Origin of the sequence: Acholeplasma laidlawii PG-8A (genome assembly GCF_000018785.1) — a bacterium.
In the GTDB taxonomy this organism is placed as follows: Bacteria; Bacillota_I; Bacilli_A; order Acholeplasmatales; family Acholeplasmataceae; genus Acholeplasma; species Acholeplasma laidlawii.
The window spans coordinates 916660-939144 of sequence record NC_010163.1 but is presented as its reverse complement, the minus strand read 5'-3'; the positions used below and the strand labels follow the sequence as shown (position 1 = coordinate 939144).

General features: G+C 31.2%; 23 protein-coding genes and 1 other annotated feature. Of the genes, 21 read left to right on the top strand and 2 right to left on the bottom strand.

The annotated features are described in order from the left end of the window. Positions 1–48: 48 nt before the first annotated feature. From ACL_RS04485 to ACL_RS04415, 15 genes are all read left to right on the top strand, one after another. Positions 49–1317 (top strand): hemolysin family protein, encoded by a 1269-nt coding sequence (locus ACL_RS04485; protein WP_012242852.1) that lies wholly within the window; start codon positions 49–51, stop codon positions 1315–1317. A 31-nt stretch (positions 1318–1348) separates the two neighbouring features. Then, positions 1349–1538: a binding site (T-box leader), on the top strand. A gap of 53 nt (positions 1539–1591) precedes the next feature. Then, positions 1592–4156, top strand: coding sequence for an alanine--tRNA ligase (gene alaS / locus ACL_RS04480; protein WP_041634100.1), 2565 nt, complete (start codon positions 1592–1594; stop codon positions 4154–4156). Position 4157: 1 nt separating this feature from the next. Beyond that, positions 4158–4580, top strand: a complete 423-nt coding sequence (gene ruvX, locus ACL_RS04475) for a Holliday junction resolvase RuvX (RefSeq protein WP_012242849.1) — start codon at positions 4158–4160, stop codon at positions 4578–4580. Continuing rightward, positions 4577–4843 (top strand): DUF1292 domain-containing protein, encoded by a 267-nt coding sequence (locus tag ACL_RS04470; RefSeq protein ID WP_012242848.1) that lies wholly within the window; start codon positions 4577–4579, stop codon positions 4841–4843. Before ruvX ends, ACL_RS04470 begins: the two co-directional genes overlap by 4 nt. Then, positions 4824–5393 (top strand): O-methyltransferase, encoded by a 570-nt coding sequence (locus tag ACL_RS04465; RefSeq protein WP_012242847.1) that lies wholly within the window; start codon positions 4824–4826, stop codon positions 5391–5393. The genes ACL_RS04470 and ACL_RS04465 overlap by 20 nt, the downstream gene beginning before the upstream one ends. Further along, a complete protein-coding gene (locus ACL_RS07275) occupies positions 5393–6013 on the top strand; it encodes a M48 family metallopeptidase (protein ID WP_012242846.1) in 621 nt (206 codons plus the stop codon). Before ACL_RS04465 ends, ACL_RS07275 begins: the two co-directional genes overlap by 1 nt. A 51-nt stretch (positions 6014–6064) precedes the next feature. Beyond that, the gene (gene greA / locus ACL_RS04455; RefSeq protein WP_012242845.1) at positions 6065–6541 is read left to right on the top strand and encodes a transcription elongation factor GreA; all 477 of its coding nucleotides are present in this window, start codon (positions 6065–6067) and stop codon (positions 6539–6541) included. After that, positions 6541–7089 carry a YqeG family HAD IIIA-type phosphatase gene (locus ACL_RS04450; protein ID WP_012242844.1) on the top strand — a complete coding sequence of 183 codons (549 nt, stop codon included), beginning with the start codon at positions 6541–6543 and terminating at the stop codon, positions 7087–7089. The genes greA and ACL_RS04450 overlap by 1 nt, the downstream gene beginning before the upstream one ends. Further along, the gene (locus ACL_RS04445; protein WP_012242843.1) at positions 7070–8098 is read left to right on the top strand and encodes a GTPase; all 1029 of its coding nucleotides are present in this window, start codon (positions 7070–7072) and stop codon (positions 8096–8098) included. The genes ACL_RS04450 and ACL_RS04445 overlap by 20 nt, the downstream gene beginning before the upstream one ends. Beyond that, a complete protein-coding gene (yqeK, locus tag ACL_RS04440; RefSeq protein WP_012242842.1) occupies positions 8095–8646 on the top strand; it encodes a bis(5'-nucleosyl)-tetraphosphatase (symmetrical) YqeK in 552 nt (183 codons plus the stop codon). Before ACL_RS04445 ends, yqeK begins: the two co-directional genes overlap by 4 nt. Before the next feature lie 3 nt (positions 8647–8649). Beyond that, positions 8650–8964 carry a ribosome silencing factor gene (gene rsfS / locus ACL_RS04435; protein WP_012242841.1) on the top strand — a complete coding sequence of 105 codons (315 nt, stop codon included), beginning with the start codon at positions 8650–8652 and terminating at the stop codon, positions 8962–8964. Between the two features lie 63 nt (positions 8965–9027). Continuing rightward, positions 9028–9525, top strand: a complete 498-nt coding sequence (locus ACL_RS04430; RefSeq protein WP_012242840.1) for a ComEA family DNA-binding protein — start codon at positions 9028–9030, stop codon at positions 9523–9525. After that, the gene (locus ACL_RS04425) at positions 9494–11479 is read left to right on the top strand and encodes a ComEC/Rec2 family competence protein (protein WP_041634098.1); all 1986 of its coding nucleotides are present in this window, start codon (positions 9494–9496) and stop codon (positions 11477–11479) included. The genes ACL_RS04430 and ACL_RS04425 overlap by 32 nt, the downstream gene beginning before the upstream one ends. Positions 11480–11543: 64 nt before the next feature. After that, complete coding sequence (gene holA / locus ACL_RS04420; protein WP_012242838.1) at positions 11544–12491, top strand: DNA polymerase III subunit delta; 948 nt, start codon at positions 11544–11546, stop codon at positions 12489–12491. After that, positions 12488–13171, top strand: coding sequence for a 3'-5' exonuclease (locus tag ACL_RS04415; RefSeq protein ID WP_012242837.1), 684 nt, complete (start codon positions 12488–12490; stop codon positions 13169–13171). Before holA ends, ACL_RS04415 begins: the two co-directional genes overlap by 4 nt. Before the next feature lie 7 nt (positions 13172–13178). Here ACL_RS04415 and rpsT read toward each other — a convergent pair whose 3' ends face one another. Further along, the gene (gene rpsT, locus ACL_RS04410) at positions 13179–13439 is read right to left on the bottom strand and encodes a 30S ribosomal protein S20 (protein WP_012242836.1); all 261 of its coding nucleotides are present in this window, start codon (positions 13437–13439) and stop codon (positions 13179–13181) included. Positions 13440–13540: 101 nt separating this feature from the next. Between rpsT and pgsA the strand changes: the two genes are divergently transcribed. From pgsA to ACL_RS04390, 4 genes are all read left to right on the top strand, one after another. Next, positions 13541–14128: a CDP-diacylglycerol--glycerol-3-phosphate 3-phosphatidyltransferase gene (gene pgsA / locus ACL_RS04405; protein ID WP_012242835.1), complete on the top strand. Its 588-nt coding sequence runs from the start codon at positions 13541–13543 to the stop codon at positions 14126–14128. Between the two features lie 57 nt (positions 14129–14185). Then, positions 14186–15181, top strand: a complete 996-nt coding sequence (gene recA / locus ACL_RS04400; RefSeq protein WP_012242834.1) for a recombinase RecA — start codon at positions 14186–14188, stop codon at positions 15179–15181. A 108-nt stretch (positions 15182–15289) separates the two neighbouring features. Then, positions 15290–17023, top strand: a complete 1734-nt coding sequence (locus tag ACL_RS04395) for an ABC transporter ATP-binding protein (protein WP_012242833.1) — start codon at positions 15290–15292, stop codon at positions 17021–17023. Between the two features lie 8 nt (positions 17024–17031). Then, entirely contained in the window at positions 17032–19050 is a 2019-nt protein-coding gene (locus tag ACL_RS04390; protein WP_012242832.1) for an ABC transporter ATP-binding protein, read from the top strand. A 69-nt stretch (positions 19051–19119) separates the two neighbouring features. Here the strand turns inward: ACL_RS04390 and ACL_RS04385 are convergent, their stop codons facing one another. Further along, entirely contained in the window at positions 19120–19761 is a 642-nt protein-coding gene (locus ACL_RS04385) for a hypothetical protein (protein ID WP_012242831.1), read from the bottom strand. A 291-nt stretch (positions 19762–20052) separates the two neighbouring features. Between ACL_RS04385 and rny the strand changes: the two genes are divergently transcribed. Next, positions 20053–21633 (top strand): ribonuclease Y, encoded by a 1581-nt coding sequence (gene rny / locus ACL_RS04380; protein WP_012242830.1) that lies wholly within the window; start codon positions 20053–20055, stop codon positions 21631–21633. A gap of 55 nt (positions 21634–21688) precedes the next feature. Then, entirely contained in the window at positions 21689–22459 is a 771-nt protein-coding gene (locus tag ACL_RS04375) for a TIGR00282 family metallophosphoesterase (protein ID WP_012242829.1), read from the top strand. Positions 22460–22485: the final 26 nt, after the last annotated feature.

Sequence of the window (22485 nt, the reverse complement as noted above, 5' to 3'; positions counted from 1 at the left end):
TGTTTAAACATATAAAATTAGTACTTAATAGGAGCGTATTTATAAAAAATGAATGATGGCACGATGTACATATTAATCATAGTAACAATCATTATATCTGCATTTTTCTCAGCAACTGAAGTAGCTTTTGCTACCTATCATCACCTTCGTATGAAGAATTTAGCGGAAAATGGAAATAAAAGAGCAAAACTAGTAATCAAACTAAACAGTAATTATGATGTATTTTTATCAACGATTTTGATTGGTAATAATATTGCCAATATTTTAGGGGCATCACTTGCAACCCTATTATTTGTTAAGTCATTTGGTAATGATTTAGGTGCAACACTATCAACACTTGTATTTACAATAATCATCTTAATATTTGGTGAAGTTACTCCAAAGAGTATTGCTAAAGAATATCCAAATAAATTTGCAATGTTTGCTGCACCAATTGTAAATGCACTTGAGTTTGTATTACTTCCAGTTAATTTTTTCTTCAAGGTATGGAAGAAAGTACTATCTTATATTGTTAAACCAAACAGTAAAGCTCACTTAAGTGAAGATGAACTCATCATGATTGTTGATGAGGTACAAGAATCAGGCGCTATTGATGAATCAAGTGGTACATTAATACGTAGTGCAATTGAGTTTGCTGACTTAGAAGCAGTGGATATTTATACACCGAGAATTGATGTTGTAGCTGTTTCAACAGCTGCAAGGCATGAAGATATTTTTAAAGTCTTTAAAGAATCAGGATATTCAAGAATACCTGTATATGAAGAAAATATTGACCATATCATAGGTGTTATGAACTATAAAGATTTCTTTATGGTTTTAACAGAAGGTTTTGATATTAAAGAAATTATTAAAGATGTTTTATTTATACCCAAAACTAAAAAAGTAAAAGATCTATTATTAGAACTTCAACAGTCTAAATCTCATATGGCTGTAGTCATTGATGACTACGGCGGAACAGCAGGAATTCTAACACTAGAAGATATACTAGAAGAACTTGTTGGTGATATTTGGGATGAACATGATGATATCATTGAAGCAGTTAAGAAGATGAATGATAATCAATACCTCGTTTTAGGTAATAGTAGTATTGAAGATTTCTTAGAAATTATAGGTTCTAAAGAAGAACCAAATGTGCTTACAGTCAATGGTTGGGTTGTAGAAAAATTAGGCACACTACCTGTTGAGGGTAAAACCTATGAAGTTAAGCCATATACCTTTGAAATTGTTAAAATGGACGGTAAACGTATCGATTTAGTTCAAATTACGATTGAAAAAGAAGAACAAATTTCACATGATTCAGAAAATAATGAATTATAGTATAGTCAAATGAATCATTATTTGATACAATGAATATGCAATGATTAAGATGAGTAATTAAGTACTAATTGTAGAAGAGAATCACTGGATGGTGAAAGGTGATAATTAGGTTTGATGAAAGCTGTCTTAGGAGCAAAAGTATTTCCGGCTATAACGGATTTAAACATGAGTGCACATGATAATGTGAACTAAGGTGGTACCGCGAATTTTTCGTCCTTAGAAGATTTTATATCTTTTAAGGACTTTATTATTTTTTGAAAGGAAAAATAGAACTATGAAATATATGACAAGTGAACAAATCAGACAAACTTGGTTAAACTTTTTTAAAGATAAGGGGCATATTATTGAACCCTCTGCATCATTAATTCCTGTAGATGACCCTACACTTTTATGGATTAATGCGGGTGTAGCTCCATTAAAGAAATATTTTGATGGTACAGAAACACCGAAATCAAAACGTATTACAAACATCCAAAAAAGTATTAGAACAAATGATATTGATAATGTTGGAAAAACTGCAAGACACCATACATTTTTTGAGATGATGGGGAATTTTAGTATTGGTGATTACTTTAAAAAAGAAGCAATTGAATTTGGATTCGAACTTTTAACAAGTCCAAAATACTTTGATATACCATTAGATAAACTTTATATGACATATTATCCAACCGATGTGGAAGCTAAAAATACTTGGTTAAAGTTAGGTGTCAAAGAAGATCATTTAATCCCTGTTGAAGGTAACTTCTGGGAAATTGGAGCTGGTCCATCGGGTCCGGATACTGAAATCTTTTTTGATAGAGGCACATCTTATGATTTAAGAGGTCCTGAACTTATTCGTGATGATATTGAAAATGAGCGGTTTATTGAAATTTGGAATATTGTTTTCTCACAATATAATGCAGATCCTAAACTCAAGAGATCTGAATATAAAGAACTACCAAATAAGAATATTGATACCGGTGCTGGTTTAGAAAGATTTGCTTGTGTACTACAAGGTACTAAGACAAACTTTGAAACAGACCTACACTATCCAGTGATTCTTAAAGTAGAGTCTTTAAGTGGTGTAAAATACGATGGACAAATGGCATTCAAAGTGATCTCTGACCACATTAAAACGTTAGTATTTGCAATCTCTGATGGTGCGAACCTTTCAAACGAAGGTAGAGGTTATGTATTACGTCGTATCCTACGCCGTGCGGTGAAGTATGGTAAATCTATTGGTTTTGATGCACCATTCTTACATTTACTTGTAGATACAGTCGTTGATATGATGTCAAACTTCTACACAAACTTAATAGAAACTGCAGTCATTGTTAAGAAAATTATTTTAAAAGAAGAAGAAAAATTCTTTTCAACCATCCTAGATGGTGAAAAACACTTACTTCAATCCATTAAAGATGGTAAGTTAAGTGGTGAGGATGCATTTAAACTTTATGATACTTATGGCTTCCCAATAGAATTAACAATTGAATATGCAGAAGAACATGGTATCACTGTAGATATTAAAGGATTTAATGAAGCACTTGAAGTTCAAAAATCAAGAAGTAGAGATGCTAGAAAAGTAACACACTCTATGAAGGGTCAAGATGAGGCTTTATTAAACTTTGATGTACCTAGTGAATTTGTAGGTTATGACTACCTTCAAACAGAAAGTAAAGTCATCAAAGTATTTGATCAAGGTATCGTATTAGATAAAACACCATTTTATGCAAATAGTGGTGGTCAAATATCAGACACAGGATCAATTAATGGTCTAGTTGTTAGAGATGTCATTAAATTACCACATGGTCAACATCTACACTTAATTGAAACAGATGCATTTACTGAAGGTGATGAAGTATTATGTATTGTCAATCAGGACAAACGCCATCACACAATGAAAAATCATACAGCGACACACTTACTTAATCAAGCCTTAAAAGATACGTTAGGAAGTCACGTGAAACAACAAGGTTCTTATAATGGTGATTTAAAACTAACGTTTGATATTAACCATTATGAAACTATCAAAGATGAAGAAATTTTAACAGTAGAGAAAATCGTTCAACAAAAAATAAAAGAACAAATTGATGTAGTAACACACGTCTTACCAATTGATGAAGCTAAAAAATTAGGTGCAGCGATGCAATTTGGTGAAAAATATGGTGATATTGTTAGAGTAGTTGATGTAGGATCTTGGAGTATGGAGTTTTGTGGTGGTACACATGTTAAAAACACATCAGACATCAAAAACTTTATGATTACTTCTGTAGAATCTATTGGTTCAGGTACTTATAGATTTGAAGCTATTACTGGTCAAGTATTATCACAAGTTAAAAAAATAGTTCAAAATTTACTTGATATGATTCATCAACATATTGAAAAAATTAAATCGCTTGATGAAAATCATAATTTAAAACCATTACCAGAATTAACTGGATCTTATCAAGATATCATCAATCTAAGACTTTATAATCAATATATTTCAAATGAATCTAAAGTTGTTGAAAAACAACTTGAAGCTAAATTAATTGATCAAATTATTTTACAAGCAGATACATTTATACCTAAAACAATTGAACCAACTACCTATATTTATAGTGATAACTTACCACAGTCATCATTAAAACCACTCATTGATGTCTTATATGATAAAATAAAGGCAGATACTGTTGTCTTATTAAACATCTCTGAAGACAAGGCAAGTTACTTAGTAAAATCATCAGTAAATGAAGCAAGAAACGTCATTAATGAGTTAAACAAAGTACTTGATGGTCGTGGTGGTGGTAAACCTGATTTTGCTCAAGGTGGTACACAGGCACTAGACAAGGTACAAATGTTTTTGAAAGGTAAAAATTAATTTGAAATATTTCGGACTCGACTTAGGTGAAAAATCACTTGGCGTAGCGATATCTGAATCAGGTATTATCGCAAGTAATTTAACCACTATTCGATTTAAAAGCGAAGATTATGAAGATGCTGTCGAACAACTTCTTAAACTTCTTAATCAATATAAAATTGACTGTGTTGTATTAGGTTTACCTAAACACATGAACAATGATATTGGTTTAAAAGGTCAAATGGCGATTGATTTTAAAACATTATTAGCATCAAAAAGTAACGTTCAAGTCATCTTATGGGATGAACGTCTATCCACAAAAACAGCATTAAGAATCTTATCAGATAGTAATAAGAAGTATGATAAGCAACGTAACTTAAAAGACGAGGTCGCAGCACAAGTGATCTTACAAAACTACTTAAATTCCAGGGGGAATACATTATGAAAAAAGATAACGAATTAATCATCATTACTGGTGACAAAGAAGAAAAAGCAACGATTTTATTTACTTTCGAAGAAGAAGGTAAAAACTACGTAGTATTTGAGTTTGATGAAACTGAAGAAGTTTCAGCTGCTCGTTTTGAACCAACACAAGGTGAAGGCATTGGTCAATTAATGGATATTGAAACCGAAGCTGAATGGGATTTAGTTGAAAACGTGTTTAACCAATATGAAAAAGATTTAGAAGATGAAGAACTGGAAGATTAGTGATTTAAAGTCCTATGCACTGTCAAAAAATATTCCAATTATTCAAGATGATGCATTAAACTTTATCAAAAACTATATTCAAAATAACAACATCACATCTATATTAGAAATTGGAACTGCCTATGGATATAGTGCAGTTTCTTTCTCAAGTGAGACTACACATGTAGATACCATCGAAAGAGATGCAGTTCGTTATGAAGAAGCACTTGAATGGATTAGTCTACTGGATGCCAATGTCACACTCTATGCAGAAGATGCATTAACATTTGATGGATTAGATTCAACATATGATCTCATCTTTATAGATGCAGCTAAATCTCAATATGAAACACTATTTAAAAAGTATAGTGCATTATTAAATCCAGGCGGTAGTATTATCTGTGATAATATTAACTTTCATAATTTAAAAATTGAAACAGTTAAAAATCGAAGTACAAAAGGGTTACTTAAAAAGTTAGAAAAATTTAAAACATTTTTAAGAGAAAATGATACTTTTGAAACAACATTTTTAGATATCGGAGATGGGCTTACAGTGTCCAAATTGAAATAATGATTGAACAATATACTAAAAATAATCAAACAATTCAATATAAGATTGTTTTTAAAACGATTAAGCATGTATATTTTAGAAAAAAAGATGATTATTTTTTGATATCAGCCAATCGCAGGATGAATAAAAAACAAGTACTAAGTATATTAGACAGTCATTTTCATAAATTAGTGAGTTTTCAAACGAAGAAAAGACGCCAGACAACTGAAAAGTTTCAGTTATGGGGTACTAAACTCAGTGAAGCTGAATTCTTTGATGGGTTAGAAAACACCCAAAAAAACTATGAAAAAATACTGATTGACAAAACAGTTAGTCAAATAGAAATATTTGAATCACAACTAATAAACGACCTATCTAAACTGAATTTAACACTTAAATCTACCAAGGTTAAGTTATTAAAATCAAAATTTGGTTCATGCCAAATTGTAAGAAAAGAAATAACAATTAATGCATTTTTAGCGAAACTAGATCCTATCTATTTATATTATGTACTCTTACATGAGTACTGTCATTTAATAGAAGCTAATCACTCAAGTGCGTTTTATAAATTGCTTGATGTACTAATGGAAACCCATAAAGTTGTTCAAAAGGATTTAAGAAAATATGTTATTACATTTTAGATAGTCAATTTATGATATAATATAACAAGAAATTAAGGAGATATACATTAAATGGCAAGTAAAAAAGTATATGAACTTACCCAATCGGGTTTAGATCAACTAAAAGATGAATTAACACATTTAAAAGATGTTAAACGTGTTGAAAACTTAGAGGCTTTAAAAGAAGCTCGTGAACAAGGTGACTTATCAGAAAATGCTGACTATGATGCAGCTCGTAATGAACAAGCTAGAATTGAAGCACGAATTCTTGAAATTGAAAGCATCTTAAAAAATGTAAAAATAATTAGAACTAATGATGATTCAACAACTGTAAATATTGGTAAAAAAGTATTACTTCACTTTGTAGAAAAGAACAAAGATGTTGAGTACCATGTTGTTGGAACCATTGAAGCAGACCCTAAGAATTTCAAGATTTCTATCGAATCTCCATTAGGACGTGCTATCAAGGGTAAAGAAGTTGGAGATTTAGTACAAATCAAATCTGCAACAAATAAACAATCAAACGTAGAGATTAAAGCAATTAGTTAATGATTAAAGCAAGAAATTTAATTCCTAGCCTATATCAGGAATCTATAGCAACAATTGATTATGACATGCTTAAAAAGCAGGGGATAACGACTCTGTTTTTTGACTTAGATAATACAATTATTGATTACAATCAAACCAAACTAACAAGCGAATCGATAGAATTCCTAGCACGTTTAGAAAAAGAATTTAAAGTACTAATTATCTCTAACTCTCATAATAAACGCGTAAGTTTTGCAGTAGGACATCAATTTAAATATGTTTCTTTTGCTAAAAAACCACTTAAAATGGGTTTCAAAAAAGCCTTAAAAATGTTAGGTTCAAAAGTGAGTGAAACAGCCATGATAGGTGATCAACTCCTAACGGATATTCACGGTGCTAATCGTCTAGGTATGTATAATATCCTAGTGGATCCGATTGCTAAAAAAACAGATAGATTACCCACAAGAATTAATAGACAACTAGAAAAGTATTTTCTAAAGAAAATTGAGAGAAAATATCCAGATGAATTTGGGAAAGGATTGAACGTTTATGCCATCAAACACTACTAAATGTATAGGTTGTGGAGTTGTACTACAAACTGAAGATCCAACAAAATTAGGTTATATTCCAAATCATGACCACATCTTTTGTAAAAGTTGTTACCAACTGATGCATTATGGAAAAGCAGAAGGTCATAGTCATCCAGATAATTTGCCTAATTTTGAAAAGAAATCTTTAATTGTTGTAGTCACATCTCTACTTTATTTAGACAGTATGTTAAACTCTGAGGTTAAACGTCTAGGAGATAACTACAAGGTTGTCTACTTAATTAACCAGATTGACCTATTACCCGATGCAACTTCTAAGAATTTTTTATTAGGAAAAATTCAAAAAAGTTTTAGATTAAATAGAGTGAGTTATGAAGATATCGTTTTAATGAGTGCGCTAAACCCATATGATATCGATCATTTAAAAGGATACCTTAAATCATTTAACGTACCGAATATCTATTTAATTGGCCTACAAAACAGTGGTAAAACAACTATATTTAAGGCATTAACGGGTAATAAAGAAGCACTAAGTTTACCAAAGGCTGCTTTAACTCAAACCATGTTACATGCTAAATTTGATAATTTAAATATCTATGATACACCTGGTTTATACCAAGGTGGATACCTACATGAATTCTTTGAATATAAAGATTATAAAGATTTACTTCCACAAAAGCAGTTTAATCCGAGAAATGGTACGCTTAAAAGCGGACAATCACTCATGATTGGTGGTTTAGTAAATATTAGTGTTCTTAAAGGTGAAACAAAATCTACCTTATATGTATCTGATTATGTGAAACACCATATAACAAGTTCAGATAATGTAGAAAATATTTTAAAAACTGAAAATATCTTTAAACTTAAATTTGATAATTATGTGACAAAAGATTACAAACTAGTTGAAGACAAAAAATATCAATTCACACTTGCAGATTTTGGAATTGTTCATATCCTAGGACCTGTTACTATCCAAATATCAACACATCCAAAATTACATATTACACTTGCAGAAAGTTTCTTCAAATGATCGATAAAATAACAGAAGATGTCAGGCTAAAGTATAAAGACAATCCCAAACGATATGAACATATCCTAGGTGTTGTAAAAACTGCTGTAAGTCTTTCGTTAAGGTATGGGGTTGATTCTAATCAAGCCTATATCGCAGCAATCTTTCATGATTACACGAAGTATGATGACATAAGTACTCAAACATCTGTATTAGACATAAATGAAATTAAAACTTATAAAGATGTACCTGTGATGTATCATGCACTAAGTGCAGCAGCAATTTTAAAAAATACCTACAACGTACAAGATGAAATGATCTTAAATGCCATAAAATATCATGTATATGGTAGAGTAGGTATGACAATATTGGATAAAATTATACTGATTGCTGATAAAATTGAACCAACAAGAGATTATCCACTGGTTCACGTTTTAAGGAAGTTATCACTTGAAAGTTTAGATGAAACCATTAAAGTATATTTAAATGATTTAGTAACAAATCCTGAATTAGGATACGTTACAAATAAAAAAGACATATTAGAAATAATAAAAAGTATAGGAGAATAGATTTTGCAACTATTACAACAAACCATAGAAATATTAGAAAAAATTAACGCACAAGACATTACAGTATATGAATTCTTAGAAAAGAGTCCATTTTATGACTATTTTGTAGTCGCTACAGTCAATGAACGTGCATCCCAAAGTGCAGTCGGTTATTTTAACGAAACTTTAAAATCAAGTATTAAACAAGTAGAAGGTAAAGGACAAACAGGTTGGTTATTAATTGACCTTGGAGATATCGTAGTTCACTTGTTTGGTGAAAAAGATAGAGAATTTTACGGATTTGACAAACGCTTCATGGAATTAAAAAAGAAAATATAATCTATATAAATAAAAGTCAAAAACCTCCATTAGCTATACTATATAGTTGAAGGAGGTTTTTTTATGAAGAAAAATGTCATATGGGCAATAGCCTTTTTACTTATATTCATGTGGATGGTGTTTAAGCCTGATAGTAAAGATTTACCTTATTTTAAACATGAACCAGATATGATTCAAGTAGACATTACCGGTGCTGTTAAAAAGCCTGGTACATATCAGATTATTAGAGGTATGACCTTAGCTTATTTAATTGATCTATCTGGCGGTCTTAAAGAACATGCAGATATATCTAATATCCAATTAGGTAGTATTATAACAAATGCTTCATATCATATTCCGCACTATCAGCTCATTGAAGAAGAAATCATTAAAAGGATTAATTTAAATACGGCTACTTATAGTGATCTCATTTTAATACCTTCTATTACCGAAAATAGGGCACTTGAAATACTACTTTATAAAAAAGAAAATGGTAATTTTAAAACTGTAGAAGAACTACTTAATGTAAAGGGTATTGGAGTACAGACGTTTGATAAAATTAAAGTTTACTTCTTTATTTAAGTATGCATATGTATATCTGATTTTACTCGTTATTTTAATACTTACGATACATTATCCTTATTTAGTTATTGTACTTTTATTTTATATATATCAGATTAGAAAACATATATCTTGGGTGATTTTGATATCTATAGCTTTAATCTATTTACTAGGTTTTTTTACACTTCAACCAAAAGAAAAAGATGTGAGTCAAGACTTTATTATAAGTCACGTTGAAAATAAGGAAAACTATTATCAGTATACAGTTACATCTGGATTAAACTCATATCACTTTAGTAGCCAGGTGAAGTATGAATTTGGTGATATCATATTCATTAAAGGAAAGACTGAAAACTATAGAAAACAAACAGTACCTGGCGGTTTTAACAGTTTTAGGTATCAACTGGGTAAGGGGATTAAGGGTATCATAAGAATGGATACGATAAGCCTAAAATCACCTTCCCCTTTTAGAAGTTTCATGTTAAAACCAATCCCCATTCTTGATTTATTTTATGATGATGCACTCATTGAAACACAGTATATGTCACACCTGTTTAAACTATCATCCATCCATCTTGCTTTTCTAATCACCTTGATCTTTAAACTATTTTATTATCTGGATATCAAGGATACGTCAAAATACCTTATAACAGCATTACTTATGGGTATATCTTATCTCATCGGTTTTAGTGTGATTATCTTAAGGATGTGTATTAAGTACACCATTAAGTACTTAAATAATCAACATAATTTAGATATGGATAATTTTAATATAGAAGTAATAACCTGTTTGATGATACTCATATTTAACCCTTATATCATCTATAATCATACCTTTATTGTAGTGTATGTATTCGTTTTTTATATCGCACTTAGTTCAAGTGTTGCAAAAAAACGTATGGGCTACATCATACCTTTTTTGATAGCACCTTTTCTACTTTTATGGCAAAAAGAAATTAGTATCATCAGTTTATTTTTTATTCCGATTATGAGTTTACTCATTAAATATGTATGGGTACCTAGTTTAATTATTGGGTCAATATTACCCTTTATTTCACTCATAGATAGCATAGCCTTATTTATTCAAAAATTGGAGGCGTTTATTGCTATCTACGATGTGCGTTTCTATCTTATGCAACTTTCTGGCATTATGTGGATTATTTATTTTGGGTTCATCTTATTTTTATGTGCTGCACCACACAAAAGAGCCTTTTATAGACGTTTTTCAGTTCTTTTGGGTATAGTGGTTATCTCTTTTCTACTCACGTTTAAACCGCTTGAAGATAGTGTTATTTTTCTGGATGTAGGTCAAGGTGATAGTGCTGTTATATTTAAAGATAATCAAGTGATAGTCGTCGATGCATTTGCTAATGTTACAAGCTATTTGAAATATCATTATGTATATACGATAGATTACTTAATTATTACGCATGCTGATTTTGATCATATGAAGGAAGTCGATGACTTACTATTAAACTTTAATATAAAAACTATCGTAGTAAGTGGTTATATGGATTATCCGGTGAAACACCCCAATATATACCGTGTTCGTGAAGGTAAGCTTAAACTTCCTAATTCATTAGGTATCAAGTTATTAGGTCCTACAAAAGACTATCTAAATATAAATGATAATTCGGTGGTCTTTAAGATACATGTTGATGGCTTAAATTATTTGTTTGCAGGTGATATTGGTATTCAAACAGAAAAAGATTTAGTACATATGTATGGTAGATTCTTAAAAAGTGATGTTTTAAAAGTACCTCATCACGGTTCTAATACCTCAAGTTCAATGGATTTCTTGTATCATGTCGATCCTTCGATTGCAGTAGTAAGTGTAAGTAAGCGAAACGTATATAATTTACCGAACAATGAAATTATTCAAATCTATAGAGATTATGGGCTTTACTTACATCAAACTAAAGATTCTGGAAGTTTAATAATTAAAAAGAAAAATTTAATAAACTTTCCACCTTAATTTTCCGTTTAGAGTTTCAAAAACTACCAAAAAATTGTATAATATGATGTAAGTGAGGTAATCTATGGAATCCACATATTTATTAGTTGGTCAATCAGCTTTTTTAATAAATGAACAGATAAAAACATATCAAGATAAATTTAAACTTGACCAGTTTAACATTGTTAAATTAGATGCATTAGAAACTGAAATTGAAGTCATTAATCAAGAACTTCAAACCGTTTCTTTTTTTAGTGATTTAAAAATGGTTGTCATTGAACACTTAGATGGTTTAACAAGATATGATGACAAGGTGCTATCTACTTTCTACAAATATTTAGAATCACCAAGTAGTGATATTGTTTTAATCTTAACAATTACAGAACTACCAAAGGATCATAATTTAGGTAGTTATCTTGAAAAGTATACATTTATTGAAACAATACAATCCTTAGAAGGTGAAACCCTAATTTCTTATATTAGAGAGTCATTTCATAAGGAAGGATATCAAATAGAAGATAAGAGTATACAACTTATTATTGAACGTACACAAAATGATCTTTTTAGTATTCACCAAGAAATTAGTAAAATTAAAATGTATGCATATGATGAAAAAATTGTTTTTGTAGAAGATGTAGATCTTTTAGTGACTAGAAACCTAGAAGACAATATTTTTTCTTTTTCTACTGCATACTTAAAAGGTAATATTAAGTCTTATATGCAAATTTATGATGATTTAGTCACAAATAAAATGCCTACAATCACAATCTTTAATCATTTATTTAATACGATGCACTTAATAATGCAAACTAAAGATTTAATGGAACAAGGCTTAAATCAAAAAACACTAGCTGAACAATTAGGTGTATCTAGTGGTAGAGCATATCACCTCATGAAAGAAGCAAAGTTACAAAGTAAAAAAGATTTAGAGACTCTTATTCATGGATTAGCTAAACTAGATGTAGAAATTAAAAGTGGTATAAAAGATGAAAAATTAGGTTTTGAATTACTATTACTAAGGAGGTTGGCATGAAACTAGAATATAAAAAAATACTCGTGTTTGACTTTGAAACAACAGGACTTACACCAAAAAGAGATAAAGTCATAGAAGTTGGTGCGGTATTACTCGAAAAAATAGGTGATACCTATGAGATTGTTCAAGAAATTGATTATCTCATTAAACAACAAACACCAATTACAGATTTTATTTCTAATCTTACAGGCATAACTAATGAGATGTTAGCGCGTGATGGTGTTGAAGAAGAGTATGCATTCAGACAACTGGATAATCTAATCGATGAAGATACACTATTAGTAGCATATAACCTAGCATTTGACATTGGTTTTTTAAGTGCACTCTATCAAACGTATGTGGCACATAACTATAAAATACAAAATGATATCTTAGACTGTATGGCAGTGTATAAAGATAGATATCCATACCCACATAAACTTGAAAATGCAGTAGCAAGATTTGAATTATCAAATAACCAAGCGCATAGAGCGAGTGAGGATGCTAAAGCTACATTTAAAGTTTTAGATTGCTTAGCAAGTGAAGAAAACAATTTAAAACTATATGTGAATGTGTTAGGCTATAATAAAAAATACGGTCTACCAGATAGAACGTATTTTAAAAAACATATTGAATTAGTAGCACAAGGCTTTAATGGTTACCGCGAAATCGAAAAAAGGGTAATAAAAAACACCATTTAGGTGTCTATTATAAGGAGTTTACGAGTCTTGCTAACGCAGATTTATTACGCGCAACAAAGTTCTTGTGGAAAATTCCTTTAGCTTGCCCTTTATCTAACTTTTTATGTGCAAATGACAATTTAGCTAGTGCAAGATCTTTATCTTTAGCTTCTACAGCTTTTTCAACAGCTTTAACAGCAGTTTTGTATGATGATTTAAATGAAACGTTTGCTTGATGACGTTTTTCGTTCGTTAAGTTACGTTTGATTTGGGATTTAATATTAGCCACAAATTCACCTCCTAAATAAGCACATATCATTTTACCAAAACAATCTAATAAATGCAATAAGAAATCATATTTATGATAAAATAAATGAGATGAGGGAAAATATGACAACAGCAAATAAATTAACAATCTTAAGAATATTATTAATACCAGTCATGATTACAGTATTATACATTGATGCACTTGTGATCGATACTGCATTTTTAAACATGACAGTACAGCAAATTATTTTTGCTGGGCTATTCATTCTAGCGAGTCTAACAGACTTCCTTGATGGCTATATAGCGCGAAAGTATAACCAAATTACGACGTTCGGCAAGTTTTTAGACCCGATTGCAGATAAAGTTTTAGTCTTTACAGCACTGCTTTATTTAATGGTTCAAATGCCTGATAGAGTAGCTATATGGGGTGTAATGGTTATCATCGTAAGAGAATTTTTAGTTACAGGTGTTCGACTCATTGCGGTAGAACATGGCAAAGTGATTGCAGCAAGTCACTTAGGCAAATATAAGACTTTAACCACAATGTTAGCAATCATTATGTTTTTATTTAATGATTTTGGTTTAACACTTATCCATCCTAATTTAGTGTGGGTGACCAATATTGTTTATTATATAGCAATATTCTTCACGGTTTGGTCTGGATTTGATTATTTATATAAAAATAGAGAGATCATATTAGAAAGTGTATAAAATAAAAGTCAAACAGACATTTTTACACTACTATACTATAGGAGGAATGATTAGTTTATGAGCGATAATAAAAAACAACAAGCACTAGAATTAGCCCTTAAACAAATTGAAAAACAATTTGGTAAAGGGTCGATTATGAAATTAGGTGATGGTGCTGACCATTCAATAGAAGCAATTCCATCTGGTTCTATAGCATTAGATATAGCATTAGGTATTGGTGGTTATCCTAGAGGAAGAATTATTGAAGTTTATGGACCTGAGTCAAGTGGTAAGACAACACTTACTTTACATGCTATGGCAAGTGCACAAAAGCAAGGTGGTACAGTAGCGTTTATCGATGCTGAGCACGCACTTGATCCAAATTATGCAAAAGCACTAGGTGTGGATATAGATAATTTAGTGTTATCTCAACCAGATACAGGTGAACAAGCACTTGATATAGCTGAGGCTCTAATTAAGAGTGGATCTATTGATATGATCGTCATAGACTCTGTAGCGGCTTTAGTACCAGAAGCTGAAATTGCTGGTGATATGTCTGCAAACCATGTAGGCTTACAAGCAAGAATGATGTCACAGGCTATGCGCAAAATGTCAGGCGTTATCTCAAAATCAAATGTTGTAGCAATTTTCATCAATCAAATTAGAGAAAAAGTTGGCGTGATGTTTGGTAACCCAGAAACAACCCCGGGTGGTCGTGCACTTAAATTCTTCTCATCAGTGAGATTAGAAATTAGACGTGCTGAAGCGATTAAACAAGGTAGTGAGATGATAGGTATTAAATCAAATGTGAAAGTTGTTAAATCTAAAGTGGCACCACCACTAAAAACAGCATCTATTGATATTATGTATGGTACTGGTATTTCTAGAAGTGGTGAAGTACTTGACCTTTCAGTAGAACTTAATTTAGTTAATAAAAGTGGTGCATGGTATAACATTGGTGAAGAAAAACTTGGCCAAGGTCGTGACAATGCAAAACAATATTTAGAAGATAAACCAGAACTTCTAAACGAGTTAGAAAAAAAGGTTAGAACGCATTTTAAATTAACAAAATAGAATAATTTACACAAAATAGAATTATATTGAACAAAGTGGTGAAACTATCACCACTTTTTGTTTTATTATTTTATAATAGATATAGAGAAAAGTTTTAGGTGGGCTTGTATGATAAACATAATTAGAAAAACCGGTTGGTTCTTAAAAAAAGAGTGGAAAAGTTATACGATGATGTTTATTTACCTCATCATCATCGCGGTTCTAGCATTAACTCCAGCATATGTATTGGGTATTGCAATTGATGTGATTGTATCAAAAGGGTTGACTTGGATGAGTCTATCTTTTATTGTTGGTGCACTCATATTAATACCTATTTTTAGATATTTAATATCATTTATCTATAACTATACATCTGCTAAAACAGCTCAAAAGTTAGCTTTTGAATTTAGAAAAATATATCTAAAAAAACTCTTTGAGATGGATGCAGAGTTTTATGAAAGATTTCAAAAAGGTGACTTAATATCTAGAGCAACAGCTGATTTAGATATGATTACCATGGCTGCAACATCAGTGCTTGAAGGTATTATTTTTAATATCGGTATCATTATGTTTGCTATTGGTGTTATGACCTTTACAATCTCCTGGGAATTAACCCTTATTTCAGTCACTGTCATGCCAATTGGTATTACTATACTAAATATGATCCGCGTGAGAAAAAGAGGGTATATTAAAATACATAGAGAAATCTATGCAAATATGACTGAAAAGATTTTAGAGTCTGTAGAAGGTCAAAAAACTATTCGTGCTTATGTCCAAGAAGCAAACGATTTAAAACAACAACATAAAACGATTGATGAAGATATTAAATCATGGCGCTATATAATTAATTATGAAAATAGACTAGCACCTTTATTTGAATCTGTATATGCAATTGCCTATATCTTAGCCTTTGTATTTGGTGCACTTTTCATTATTTATCAAAAGATGACTCTTGGTGAGTTAATCATCTTTATTTCATATATTGGTATTTTATATGGTCCGATTATATCTATATCAGGTGTATTTCAACATATCAACAATGCCACTGTTGCCATTGACCGTTTTGATGAAATTATGAAGGTGGACCCAAAAGTTAAAAATGAAGATATTCCTGAACCAATTATTGACTTTAAAAAGATTGAATTCAAGAATGTGGCTTTTAAATATCCATTAGATGAACGTTATACATTAGAAGATATTAATCTAGTGATTAGAAAAGGTGAGACAATTGGTGTTGTTGGACCTACTGGTTCAGGTAAAACTACACTAGTTAGACAACTTTTAAGAGAGTTTAATGTCACAGAAGGTGATATTGTTATTGATAATAAAAGTATTAAACGATATAACATTAAGAGTTTAAGAAAGATTGTTGGTTATGTACCTCAAACACATATGTTATTTAGAAGAAAAGTAACAGAAAATATCATGATTGGTAATCCTGATGCAAGTATTGATCAATTAAATTTAGCAATTAAAATAGCAGACTTTGAAAAAGATATCGGATTTTTAACAAACGGTCTTCAAACACGTGTAGGTGAAGGTGGAACAACACTATCTGGTGGTCAAAAGCAAAGACTATCGATTGCCAGAGCAATCATCAGAGACCCTGAAATATTAATCTTAGATGACTCACTTTCAGCAGTCGATGCAAACACGGAAGAAACCATATTAAAACAACTTAAAACTTATCGTTCAGGTAATACAAATATCATTGTTGCACACCGTTTTTCAGCAATTAGAGAAGCTAATCAAATTATCGTTATGGATAAAGGGCGTATTTCTGAAATCGGAACACATGAAGAATTAATTCAAAAAGATGGTTGGTACAAAGCTCAATATGACCAACAAATGAAAATGAAATAGGTGTCTATATGAAACAATTTAAAAAAGTTTGGCGTTATATTAGACGCTATAAAAAGTTATTAACTATTTCAATCATTAGTATGCTCATTGTCCAAATGCTTGGACTCTTAGCACCACTCATCGTTCGTTCTATTTTAGATGATCAATTAGTAGGAATTACTAAACAGTGGTATGAGACTACAGATAGTTCTAAAGTGGCATATCAAGGAAATTACTATACTCAAGACGCAAATGAAGGTGCACCATTAACGATTGTTATTGTAAATGGGAAATACTTAGCTATTTTTGATGAAATCGTCTCTGGAAATCAACAATTTGTTGCAACTACTGAAACAGAAGGGCAATTAACAATTACAACTTTTGAAGGTGATAAAGTTGTATATACTGCACAAATTCTAACAGGTGGTGAAGTGAGTAGTTTTTATGCACCATTCCTACAACCTATCTTCATCCTATTAGGTTTATTAATCCTTAGATATGTATTTCATATACTATTTCTATTTATCCAACGTATTACAACAGCCTTCATTACAACAAATGTTGTTAGAGATGCAAGAAAAGATGCAGTTAAAGCACTTCAAAATATGCCGATGTCTTATTTTGAGTACGAACCAGCTGGTAAAATAGCAAACCGTATTATTACAGACGTCAATGGTATGATCAATTTATTTTCAACTTTGATGAATTTAGTATTTAATTCATTCTTATCCGTTATATTTGCATACATTGGAATGTTCTATTTAGATTCAACACTTGCACTATTTACATTTATTTTATTCCCATTAATCTATATATGGTTAAAGGTATTTATTAGAAATTTAAATGAGATTGCTCAAAAAGTATCCGAATCTGCTTCCATGATTACTGCACAGTTAAATGAAATTATAAATGGTATTAACGTGCTTCAAATCTTTAACTACCAAGAACAAACAGAAAAAGAATTTGAAGTCACATCCAATATATTTAGAAGTGAACAACTCAAAGAACAAAGACTTCACTTATCGATTGGTTGGAATATGATTCGTTTACTTGGATTTTTAGTTACTGCATTTATTGTTGCTTATTTTGGATTCCAAAGCTTAACTGTAGGTACATACGTCATGACTGCAGGTACAATTTATGCATACAATGACTTCCTATCTCGTTTGATGGAACCGGTTGGTGTGTTATTTAGAGAGTTTGGTAATTTACAACTAGCTCTTGTAAGAACAGACCGTATATTTACAATCATTGATGCTGAGCAAGAAGATGATAGTTTTGAAGAAATTGAAAGATTTAAAGGTAAAATCGAATTTGAAGATATCACCTTTGCCTATTCAAAAGATGCCCCTGTATTAAAAAATGTAAGTCTTAATATTGAAGAAGGTTCTATGGTAGGTATTGTAGGACATACAGGTAGTGGTAAATCAACAATGATGAATCTATTACTAAGATTTTATGACTTTAAAGATGGTGATTCAGGTAAAATCTATATTGATGGTGTAGATATCCAGTCTTACTCTAAACGTACTTATAGAAACCATATTGGTATGATTTTACAAGATCCAATGATCTATAAAGGTACTATAGCAAGTAATGTTAAATTTGGCCAAGATGTCACGGATGAAGAAGTAGAAAGCGTACTTCGAGAAATTGGTGGTGGACCTATGATAGATAAACTACCAGAAGGTATTCATCAACCACTTTATAGAGGTGGAAGTAATTTATCTGTTGGGGAAAAACAATTAATTAGCTTTGCTAGAGCAGTAATTCATAACCCTGCTATCTTAATTATGGATGAGGCTACAGCTAATATTGATACTGAAACTGAAAGTCTTATTCAAACAGCCCTTAATAAGGTCAAAGAAGGACGTACAACAATTGTCATTGCGCATAGATTGTCTACAATTAAGCATGCAAATAAAATTGTAGTATTAGATAATGGTTTTAAGGTAGAAGAAGGCACACATGATCAGTTGCTGGAACTTGATAAGCAATATGCTCACATCTATAAATCACAAATGAATGTTAAAATAGAAAACGTTTAATAAAAAAATCCTTTTGGTAAGATCTCAAGTTTGAGATTGTCTACCAAAAGGATTTTTATTATAAATTAATTATTCAGTTACTATTTGACTAGCTGGTGTTAAATCACCTAGATATGTCTTGAAGTAATGTGTCACTGTCTCTTCTTGATCAAGAGCTAGTTCAATATGATATACAACTTCTACATATAGATAAGGTGCATTCACATGAACAAACCATAATGGTGATTGAGGTAATATGTGGTTAAATGATATTTTTCTATCTGTACCAAAAGTGTTTGTAAGTGGTATGGTAGTCACAGCTGATTTAGCATTAATCCATTCTGCTTGAACTACAAATTTTACCGCGAGTTCATGAATGTGCTTACCCGATTTAACTTCTTGACGTGCCTTGAATGTGTAATGACCATTGGTATCATCATAATATTCAGGAATTAACATATCCATAAGTTTGATTTGGATAAGTAATTCATCTGTTTGTAAATTAATGATTTCATGATTTGTTTCATCCTCGGTTGTGATGAAAGTTGATTGAAACTGTGATACAACATTGCCATCAAAATCAACATTTTTATATTTTAGATAATCCCCTAAATATAGTGCGATGACAAAGGTGACTGGTATAATAACTATAAATGCAAATAGTATGAGTTTTAGTCGATATTTTAATAACCATCTTCCGAATTTAGAATTTGGTGTATGCTTAGGTACCATGTATGTCTTTCTCCTTATAACGTTTACTTAAGTGATATTATACTATAGAAATGTTAGATTTAAAAATGTTTATAAGTTTTTCTTGACATCAAAATCGATGAATCGTGTTATTTAAAAGTAAATGGTCGTTTATGAAAATATTTAAGCGCTTCTATATCGTGTTTTTCATTGACTATAAAATGAAATCAAGTTATAATAAATTAAGTACTTTATGTACGAAACTAATTTTTGATTATTATTCAAATAAGAAGTTAAAACTAAATATGGAGGTTTAAAGAGATGTTTGACATAATGTTTAATGTTGACACTCCTGCATTAATTACCTTCATTTTGCTAATCGTCGTAGGTGCCCTTGGTGGTGCTTTGGTGGGTTATTTTATTCGTGTAGCTCAACATGAAAAAAGTTTACGTTTGGCTAGAGAAGAAGCTGAACGTATTATTGAAGACGGAAAAAAAGAAGCTGATAGAACTAAAAGAGAGATGGTTTTTGAAGCTAAACAAGAAATTTTAACGTTACGTAAAGAATTTGATGAAGATATTAAAGATCGCCGTCAAATCGTCATGAATCTTGAAGAAAAAGCAACTCAACGTGAGAATGCTTTAAACCAAAGATCACAATATTTAGATAAACGTGAAATCGGTCTGGACGCTAAAGAAGAAAGACATAACGAACGTAAAGAACAACTTGATATCCAATATAGCAAAGTGGAAGAATTAATAAAGGAACAAGAGGAGAAACTCAGTTCTATTTCAGCGTTGTCAAGAGAGCAAGCTCGTGAATTGATAATGGCTCAAGTAAGGGATTCTATCTCAAATGAAATTGCGGCTTATATTAGAGATGAAGAGGATAATGCGAAGTCTATTGCTCAAAATAAGAGTAAAGAGATATTATCACTTGCTATGCAAAAATATGCAGCTGAAACAACATCTGAACGTACAGTTACAGTTGTTGAAATACCAAATGAAGACATGAAAGGTCGTATCATTGGTAAAGAAGGAAGAAACATTAGATCACTTGAGGCTCTCACTGGAGTGGATCTAATTATTGACGATACACCAGAAGCAGTAGTTTTATCAGGTTTTGACCCTGTAAGACGTGAAGTTGCAAAACGTGCTTTAACAATATTAGTTCAAGATGGTAGAATTCATCCAGGACGTATTGAAGAAGTTGTTGAACGTGCAAGAACAGAAATTGACATGTTCATCCGCGAAGCTGGTGAAGAAGCAGTATTTAAAACTGGTGTGGGTAAAGTACATCCAGATATTATTAAACTATTAGGGCGTATGACATTTAGAACATCCTATGGTCAAAACGTATTGAAACACTCAATTGAAGTAGCCTTCCTAGCAGGGAAATTAGCTGCTGAAATTGGTGAAAATGAAATGCTTGCACGTCGTGCTGGTTTATTCCATGACATTGGTAAAGCAATTGATCATGAAGTAGAAGGTTCACACGTATCGATTGGTGTGGAACTTATGTCAAGATATAAAGAACCTAAAGAAGTTATTGATGCAATCGCATCTCACCATGGTGATAGCGAGCCAGAATCAATTATTGCAGTTTTAGTTGCAGCAGCAGATGCATTATCTGCAGCGCGTCCAGGTGCAAGATCTGAATCTATGGACTCCTACATGAAACGTCTAACACAATTAGAAGAAATTTCTAATGATGTAACTGGTGTTGATAAAGCATATGCTATTCAAGCTGGTCGTGAAGTACGTGTTATGGTATTACCTGATAAAGTAGATGATTTAGGATTAATTAATATTGCGCGCACAATCAAAGAAAAGATTGAAGCACAAATGACATATCCTGGAACCATCAAAGTTACAGTTATTCGTGAAAAACGAGCAACGGATGTAGCTAAATAAAATAAAGTTTAATGTAAAGAGGCAGTTTTGCCTCTTTTTCATATATAATGGATGTATGAAAATATTATTTATTGGTGATATCTATGGTGATCCTGGTATAGATTACTTATTAGAAAATATCACATACCTAAGACAAACATACCAACCTAATTTAATCATTGCAAATGCAGAAAACTCTGCAAATGGACGCGGTATTAATAAAAAGATATATAAAAAACTTATGCAAGCTGGTATATCACTTTTAACTATGGGTAACCACACATGGAAGAACCCTGAACTTAAAACATTTATTGAAGATAGCAATATCATTCGACCAATCAATGATGGATCTAATTTAGGCAGTGGTTATAGAATCATCAACTATAACGGTCAAAAAGTATTAGTGATCAACGCACTTGGAAAAGCGTTTATGAATGAAGATTATGAACCGCCATTTATGATGGTTAAAGAAGTTTTAGACAAAGAAACTTATGACTATGCACTATTAGATTTTCATGCTGAAACAACATCTGAAAAAATAGCGATGGCTTACTTTTTAGAAGGTAAAGTTGATATGATGGTGGGAACACATACGCACATTCAAACAAATGACGATAGATTACTTGATAATGGTACACTCTATCTCACAGATGTAGGCATGACAGGACCACTAGATGGTGTCATAGGTGTTAAAAAAGAAATTATCATAGACAGATTTATCCATGGTCAAAGTAGACCAAACGAAGTAGCACTAGGTAGACGTCAATTAAATGCATGTTTATTTACGCTAAGTCCTACAAAGAAAATTGAAAAAATACATTTAGAGGAAACTCATAAATTAGTTTAAATGTTATATTAAGGCAATAATTGACC